This window comes from Pseudarthrobacter phenanthrenivorans, from assembly GCF_036455295.1.
Taxonomy (GTDB): domain Bacteria; phylum Actinomycetota; class Actinomycetes; order Actinomycetales; family Micrococcaceae; genus Arthrobacter; species Arthrobacter phenanthrenivorans_C.
This window is the reverse complement of record NZ_JAYXNX010000022.1, coordinates 52123-58643: the sequence shown is the minus strand read 5'-3', so window position 1 is coordinate 58643 and position 6521 is coordinate 52123. Positions and strand designations below refer to the sequence as shown.

The window sequence follows — 6521 nt, the reverse complement described above, 5'->3', positions numbered from 1 at the left end:
TGGAGCTCGCACATTTACGAGTCCAACTTTCGGGGACCACTTCATCGAGCAGCGGGGCTTTCTTTTTGCCCTGATACTGTTGCAGCACTGAAAGGAGCTCATCATGGGATGGCTGATATTCCTCATTATTGCGGTTGCCGTCGTGGCCGGGGTGTTCTGGGTCAGAAGAAACTTCCGCCACGAGATTGACCGTGCCAAGCGGATCAACCGGGCAAACAAGAACCAGTAGCCCCAGCCCGCGGCGCACGCGCAGGTGTGCCTTAGTCCTACTTTTCGGTACACCTAAATTCGCGGTATCCTCGTCTTAGTAACGCCCCCAACGACGAGGACACGTGATGGCTGTTCCAACCATGACGGCGAAACCCGCCACCAAGAAGGCCTTCTCACGCCTCCTGCTCCTCGGGCCGGCGTTCGTGGCAGCTATCGCCTACGTGGACCCGGGAAATGTCGCGGCGAACCTGACCGCAGGAGCGAACTTCGGATACCTGCTGGTGTGGGTCTTGGTGGCCGCCAATGCCATGGCCGTACTGATCCAGTACCAGTCCGCCAAGTTGGGACTTGCCACCGGGATGAGCCTGCCGGAGATCCTGGGCAGGCGACTGGGGACCAAGCGCCGCCGCGCCTACTGGCTGCAGGCCGAGGTGGTTGCCGGGGCCACCGACATGGCCGAGGTTATCGGCGGGGCCGTGGCGCTCAACCTGCTGTTCGGCCTGCCCCTGCTGGCCGGCGGCGTCGTGATCGGCGTGGCCTCAATGGTGCTCCTGACGCTGCAGTCGCGCCGCAGCCAAAGGTCCTTTGAGCTCGCTATCCTCACCCTCCTGGGCGTGATCGCCGTGGGCTTCGTCTCGGGCCTGTTCGTAGCTCCGCCGGACGCCGGCGGCGCCCTTGCCGGACTCGTCCCCCGGTTCGAAGGAACCGACACCGTTTTGCTGGCAGCGAGCATGCTCGGTGCTACCGTCATGCCACACGCCATCTACCTGCATTCGGCCCTTGCGCGTGACCGGCACGGATTTTCCCACGACCCCCAGGTAAGGACCCGGCTGATCCGTGCCACGCGCGTTGACGTCGCCGGCGCCCTGCTGCTTGCCGGCGTCGTGAACGTCGCGATGCTGCTGCTGGCTGCCACCAGCCTCCGGGGCGTGGAGGGGACCCATACTATTGCCGGTGCGCACGCAGCTGTCACGTCGGCACTTGGGCCGGTTATCGGCGTCGTGTTCGCTGTAGGCCTCCTGGCGTCAGGGCTGGCGTCCACCTCCGTGGGATGTTACGCCGGAGCCACCATCATGGGGGGACTGCTGAAGACGAGGATCCCGCTGATGGTCCGCCGCACTGTCACGCTGGTTCCGGCGCTGGTGGTCCTGGCTGCCGGCGTAGAGCCCACACTGGCCCTGGTCCTCAGCCAGGTCCTTCTGAGTTTTGGCATCCCGTTCGCGCTCATTCCGCTGATCCGCCTCACTGGGAGCCGCGAGGTGATGGGGATTCACGCCGACTCCAAGCCGCTGCGGATTGCCGGCTGGACAAGTGCCACCCTGATCGTGGGCCTGAACTGCGTCCTGATCTTCCTCACGATGTTCGGCCGCGGCTGACCCAGTTATCCGTTTGCTCCTGTGGCCCGGCCCTGCCGCTTGGTGCGTGCACGCGAGAGCGCCTGGTACCAGTAGAAGGACCTCTTCGGGGTTCGCTGCAGCGAATCGAAGTCCACGTGGACCAGGCCGAAACGCTGCGAATAGCCTGCGGCCCACTCAAAGTTGTCCATCAGCGTCCACACGTAATAGCCGCGCAGGTCCACGCCTTCCGCGTTGCCGCCGGGCGCAGTGGCCTCAAGCGCTGCGCCAAGGTGCGCGGCGAGATAGTCCACGCGGTCGGAATCTTCGAGCGTCCCGGAAACGCGGTCTGGTTCCGGGAAGCTCGCGCCGCCCTCGGTGATGTACACCGGGGGAAGGGCCTGCCCGTAGCGGTCCCGCATTTCCTGGAGCAGGATGCCCAGATGCTCCGGTGCTACAGGCCAACCGAACCCCGTGCTGCCGAACTCCGGGTAGCCCACCTCATGGAAGGGCAGCTTGGCGAGTTCCTGGTGCATGTCGGCTGGCATCGGGGTGATGCCCGGTCCCAGGGCCACCTTGACGGGGAAGTAGTAGTTGAGTCCGTAGAAGTCCAGGGGCTGGTGGATCGTCGTGAGATCCGCATCGGAAATTTTTCCAATGGAGCGCAGCCAGGGCCTGGCGTACAACGGCAATGAGGGGTACCGGCCCAGCAGCACGGGGTCGGCGTAGACCCTGTTCATCAGCAGGTCGTAGAGGTGGGCAACGAGCCGGTCACCGACCTTCCGGCTGGCGGGCCTGACGGGGGAGTGGAGGTTGGTGATACCCACGCCGCCGGCTACGCCCGCTGCCCGCAGCGCCTGCACTCCGAGCCCGTGTGCCAGGAGCTGGTGGTGGACGGCGGGAAGTGCATTGAACATCAACCGGCGTCCCGGGGCATGCACTCCCAGTGCATATCCGTTCAGGGTGACCGAGACGGGTTCGTTGAGGGTGACCCATTGGGCCACGCGGTCCCCGAACCGCTCCCCGGCGGCACTGGCATACTCGCCAAACCGTTTGGCCGTATCGCGGTTCAGCCAGCCGCCGCGGTGCTCGAGCGGCAAGGGGGTGTCCCAGTGGTAGAGGGTGGCCATGGGAGAGATGCCGGCGTCAAGGAGCTGGTCAATCAGGCGGTCGTAGAAGTCCAGGCCTTCCCTGTTGAAGCCGCCCTGCCCGTCCGGCTGGATCCGTGGCCACGACAATGAGAACCGGTAGGAATCGACTCCCAGCTCCTTGAGCAGGGCTACGTCCTCCGGCAGCCTGTTGTAATGGTCGCAGGCCACGGCGGGGGAGTGCCCGTCCATGATCGTGCCGGGTTTCTCCGCGAACGCATCCCATCCCGAGGGGCCGCGGCCCCCTGCTTTGACTCCGCCTTCGATCTGGAACGCCGCAGCAGCGACGCCGAGGGTGAACGACGGCGGCACGCGCCCGGCCAGTTCCGTCACCGATTCAGTGCCTTCCAGGGTCATGCCCCTATCATCCAGCCCGTTCCCTTCCACGGCAATGGCATCAGGAGGGCGGCGGCGGCCCCGATTCGCATCTGCTGTTGTTTTCCGGCATACTAGATGAGTTGTTCAAGCGCTTCTTCGCGTCCCGATCCGGATAATGCCGGGTGCAGGGTCCAAGTTGAAGACCAAACATAACCCACCCCAATGGATTTGCGGATTTGTATGCGTGTTCAGCGCGACACGCCCGACCGCGGGGGTCGGTTGCGCCGGCAGGTTGAGGAACCCGGATTTATCCGGATTCAGCTTGTGCGGCGGATGGTGGTTACGACCTCAAATGCTTCGGCAGCCATACAACGAGAAAGTGAACAGGGCAGCCCTAAACCGGGGAAGCACAGACTGAAAGAGAGTCAGGCGACATGGCGGGACAAAAAATCCGCATCCGGCTGAAGTCATACGACCACGAGGTCATTGACGTTTCAGCACGGAAGATCGTTGAGACGGTCACGCGCGCAGGCGCAACGGTAGTTGGCCCCGTGCCGCTGCCCACGGAGAAGAACGTGTACTGCGTAATCCGCTCTCCGCACAAGTACAAGGACAGCCGCGAGCACTTTGAAATGCGCACGCACAAGCGTCTTATCGACATCATCGATCCCACGCCGAAGGCTGTTGACTCGCTCATGCGTCTCGACCTGCCGGCTGACGTGAACATCGAAATCAAGCTGTAGGGAGGTGCTGAGAAACTATGACCGCAACCCGTAACGTAAAGGGCCTGCTGGGCACGAAGCTCGGCATGACCCAGGTCTGGGACGAGAACAACAAGCTCATCCCCGTCACTGTGGTCCAGGCAGACTCGAACGTCATCACCCAGCTGCGCAACGCAGAAGTTGATGGCTACGTCGCCGTTCAGATCGGCTACGGCCAGATCGATCCCCGCAAGGTCACCAAGCCGCTGGCTGGTCACTTTGAGAAGGCAGGCGTCACGCCTCGCCGCCACGTCGTCGAACTCCGTACCGCAGATGCTGCCGAGTACGAGCTGGGCCAGGAGCTCTCCGTAGAGCTCTTCGAAGCCGGCCAGAAGATCGACGTCATCGGCACCACCAAGGGTAAGGGCTTCGCCGGTGTTATGAAGCGTCACGGCTTCCACGGCGTTGGTGCTTCCCACGGTGCCCACAAGAACCACCGTAAGCCCGGTTCAATCGGTGGCGCATCCACCCCGAGCCGCGTCTTCAAGGGCATGAGAATGGCCGGCCGTATGGGCGCCGTTCGTCACACCACGCTGAACCTCACCGTTCACGCGGTTGACGTCGAGAAGTCGCTGCTCCTGATCAAGGGTGCCGTTCCCGGTGCCCGCGGCCAGGTCGTCTTCGTACGTACCGCCGTGAAGGGAGCCTAGTTCAATGGCTAACACTGTCCAGGTTGACCTGCCTGCAGAGATCTTCGACGTTCAGACCAACGTGCCGCTGCTGCACCAGGTTGTCGTTGCCCAGCTCGCTGCTGCCCGCCAGGGAACCCACAAGACCAAGACCCGTGCTGAAGTTTCCGGTGCAGGCCGCAAGCCGTTCAAGCAGAAGGGCACCGGCCGCGCCCGTCAGGGTTCCATCCGTGCTCCGCACATGACCGGCGGTGGCGTTGTCCACGGTCCCACCCCGCGTGACTACAGCCAGCGCACCCCCAAGAAGATGATTGCTGCTGCACTGCGCGGCGCACTGTCTGACCGGGCCCGCAACGGTCGTATCCACGTTGTCTCCGAGCTGGTTGCGGGCGACAAGCCCTCCTCCAAGGCTGCTCTGGCGACGCTTCGCGGTGTTTCCGACCGCAAGAACCTGCTGGTCGTCATCGAGCGCGATAACGACGTTGCTGCACTCTCCGTGCGCAACCTCGCCGGCGTTCACGTTCTGTACGCAGACCAGCTGAACACCTACGACGTTCTCGTCTCTGATGACGTTGTCTTCACCAAGGCTGCCTACGACGCATTCGTTGCCGCTAAGGCAGCAAAGAACGAGGAGGATGCCAAGTGAGTGCAGCCACCATCAAGGATCCCCGCGACGTCGTGCTTGCACCCGTCGTATCGGAAAAGAGCTACGGCCTGATCGACGAGGGCAAGTACACCTTCCTGGTGGACCCCCGTTCGAACAAGACCGAGATCAAGCTGGCCGTGGAGAAGATCTTCTCCGTCAAGGTCGAATCGATCAACACCATCAACCGTGCCGGTAAGCGCAAGCGCACCAAATTCGGATGGGGTACCCGCAAGAACACCAAGCGTGCGATTGTCACCCTCAAAGAAGGCACCATCGACATCTTCGGCGGTCCGCTCGCGTAGCGGAGACCACTTTAACGAGGAAATAAATTATGGGAATCCGTAAGTACAAGCCGACTACCCCGGGCCGTCGTGGCTCGAGCGTAGCGGACTTTATCGAAATCACGCGGTCGACGCCGGAAAAGTCGTTGGTACGTCCGCTGCCCAAGAAGGGCGGCCGTAACAACACCGGTAAGATCACCACCCGTCACAAGGGTGGTGGACACAAGCGCCAGTACCGTCTGATCGACTTCCGTCGCCACGACAAGGACGGCGTCAACGCCCGCGTTGCCGAAATCGAGTACGATCCGAACCGCACGGCTCGCATCGCCCTCCTGCACTACGTTGATGGCACCAAGCGTTACATCATCGCTCCCAACAAGCTCTCCCAGGGTGACGTTGTTGAAGCAGGTGCCGGTGCTGACATCAAGCCCGGTAACAACCTGCCGCTGCTCAACATCCCGGTGGGTACTGTCATCCACGCAGTTGAACTGCGTCCCGGTGGCGGCGCCAAGATGGGCCGCTCCGCCGGCGCGTCGATCCAGCTTGTTGCCAAGGAAGGCCGCTTCGCCCAGCTGCGCCTGCCTTCCGGCGAAATCCGCAACGTTGACGTGCGCTGCCGCGCAACCGTCGGCGAGGTCGGCAACGCCGAGCAGTCGAACATCAACTGGGGCAAGGCCGGCCGTATGCGGTGGAAGGGCGTCCGCCCGACCGTCCGTGGTGTCGCCATGAACCCGGTTGACCACCCGCACGGTGGTGGTGAAGGTAAGACTTCCGGTGGTCGTAACCCCGTGAACCCGAACGGTAAGCGTGAAGGCCGCACCCGCCGCCCCAACAAAGAGAGCGACAAGCTTATTGTTCGTCGCCGTCGTACTGGCAAGAACAAGCGATAGGAGCCTGGACACATGCCACGCAGCCTGAAAAAAGGTCCTTTCGTTGACCAGCACCTCTTTGTGAAGGTAGCCAGGGAAAACGAAAAGGGCACCAAGAACGTCATCAAGACCTGGTCCCGCCGTTCGATGATCATCCCCGACATGCTCGGACACACGATCGCCGTACACGACGGACGCAAGCACATCCCGGTGTTTGTCACTGAGTCGATGGTCGGGCACAAGCTCGGCGAATTCGCTCCCACGCGGACATTCCGCGGCCATGTCAAGGACGACCGTAAGGGCAAGCGCCGCTAGGCGCCTGCGT

At 62.8% G+C, this 6521-nt stretch carries 9 protein-coding genes; 7 read left to right on the top strand and 2 right to left on the bottom strand.

The window, feature by feature from the left end; genetic code table 11:
* A partial coding sequence (locus tag VXJ37_RS19655) for a hypothetical protein (RefSeq protein ID WP_331324691.1) occupies window positions 1–247 on the bottom strand: 247 nt, incomplete at its 3' end.
* Window positions 248–335: 88 nt separating this feature from the next.
* Between VXJ37_RS19655 and VXJ37_RS19650 the strand changes: the two genes are divergently transcribed.
* Window positions 336–1586 (top strand): Nramp family divalent metal transporter, encoded by a 1251-nt coding sequence (locus VXJ37_RS19650; RefSeq protein ID WP_331324688.1) that lies wholly within the window; start codon window positions 336–338, stop codon window positions 1584–1586.
* 5 nt (window positions 1587–1591) lie between these two features.
* Here the strand turns inward: VXJ37_RS19650 and VXJ37_RS19645 are convergent, their stop codons facing one another.
* Window positions 1592–3049: a GH1 family beta-glucosidase gene (locus tag VXJ37_RS19645; RefSeq protein ID WP_331324687.1), complete on the bottom strand. Its 1458-nt coding sequence runs from the start codon at window positions 3047–3049 to the stop codon at window positions 1592–1594.
* A 395-nt stretch (window positions 3050–3444) separates the two neighbouring features.
* On the opposite strand from VXJ37_RS19645, the gene rpsJ reads away from it, so the two are divergent.
* The 6 genes from rpsJ to rpsS are packed head-to-tail and all read left to right on the top strand — an operon-like array spanning window position 3445 to window position 6511.
* Window positions 3445–3753, top strand: a complete 309-nt coding sequence (gene rpsJ / locus VXJ37_RS19640; protein WP_003803825.1) for a 30S ribosomal protein S10 — start codon at window positions 3445–3447, stop codon at window positions 3751–3753.
* A 17-nt stretch (window positions 3754–3770) separates the two neighbouring features.
* Window positions 3771–4421 carry a 50S ribosomal protein L3 gene (gene rplC / locus VXJ37_RS19635; RefSeq protein ID WP_141942678.1) on the top strand — a complete coding sequence of 217 codons (651 nt, stop codon included), beginning with the start codon at window positions 3771–3773 and terminating at the stop codon, window positions 4419–4421.
* A 4-nt stretch (window positions 4422–4425) separates the two neighbouring features.
* Window positions 4426–5046 carry a 50S ribosomal protein L4 gene (gene rplD, locus VXJ37_RS19630; RefSeq protein ID WP_331324686.1) on the top strand — a complete coding sequence of 207 codons (621 nt, stop codon included), beginning with the start codon at window positions 4426–4428 and terminating at the stop codon, window positions 5044–5046.
* Window positions 5043–5348 carry a 50S ribosomal protein L23 gene (gene rplW, locus VXJ37_RS19625; RefSeq protein ID WP_011692807.1) on the top strand — a complete coding sequence of 102 codons (306 nt, stop codon included), beginning with the start codon at window positions 5043–5045 and terminating at the stop codon, window positions 5346–5348. Before rplD ends, rplW begins: the two co-directional genes overlap by 4 nt.
* A 29-nt stretch (window positions 5349–5377) precedes the next feature.
* A complete protein-coding gene (gene rplB / locus VXJ37_RS19620) occupies window positions 5378–6217 on the top strand; it encodes a 50S ribosomal protein L2 (protein ID WP_026264302.1) in 840 nt (279 codons plus the stop codon).
* 12 nt (window positions 6218–6229) lie between these two features.
* A complete protein-coding gene (gene rpsS / locus VXJ37_RS19615) occupies window positions 6230–6511 on the top strand; it encodes a 30S ribosomal protein S19 (protein WP_003803803.1) in 282 nt (93 codons plus the stop codon).
* The last annotated feature ends 10 nt before the right edge of the window (window positions 6512–6521 follow it).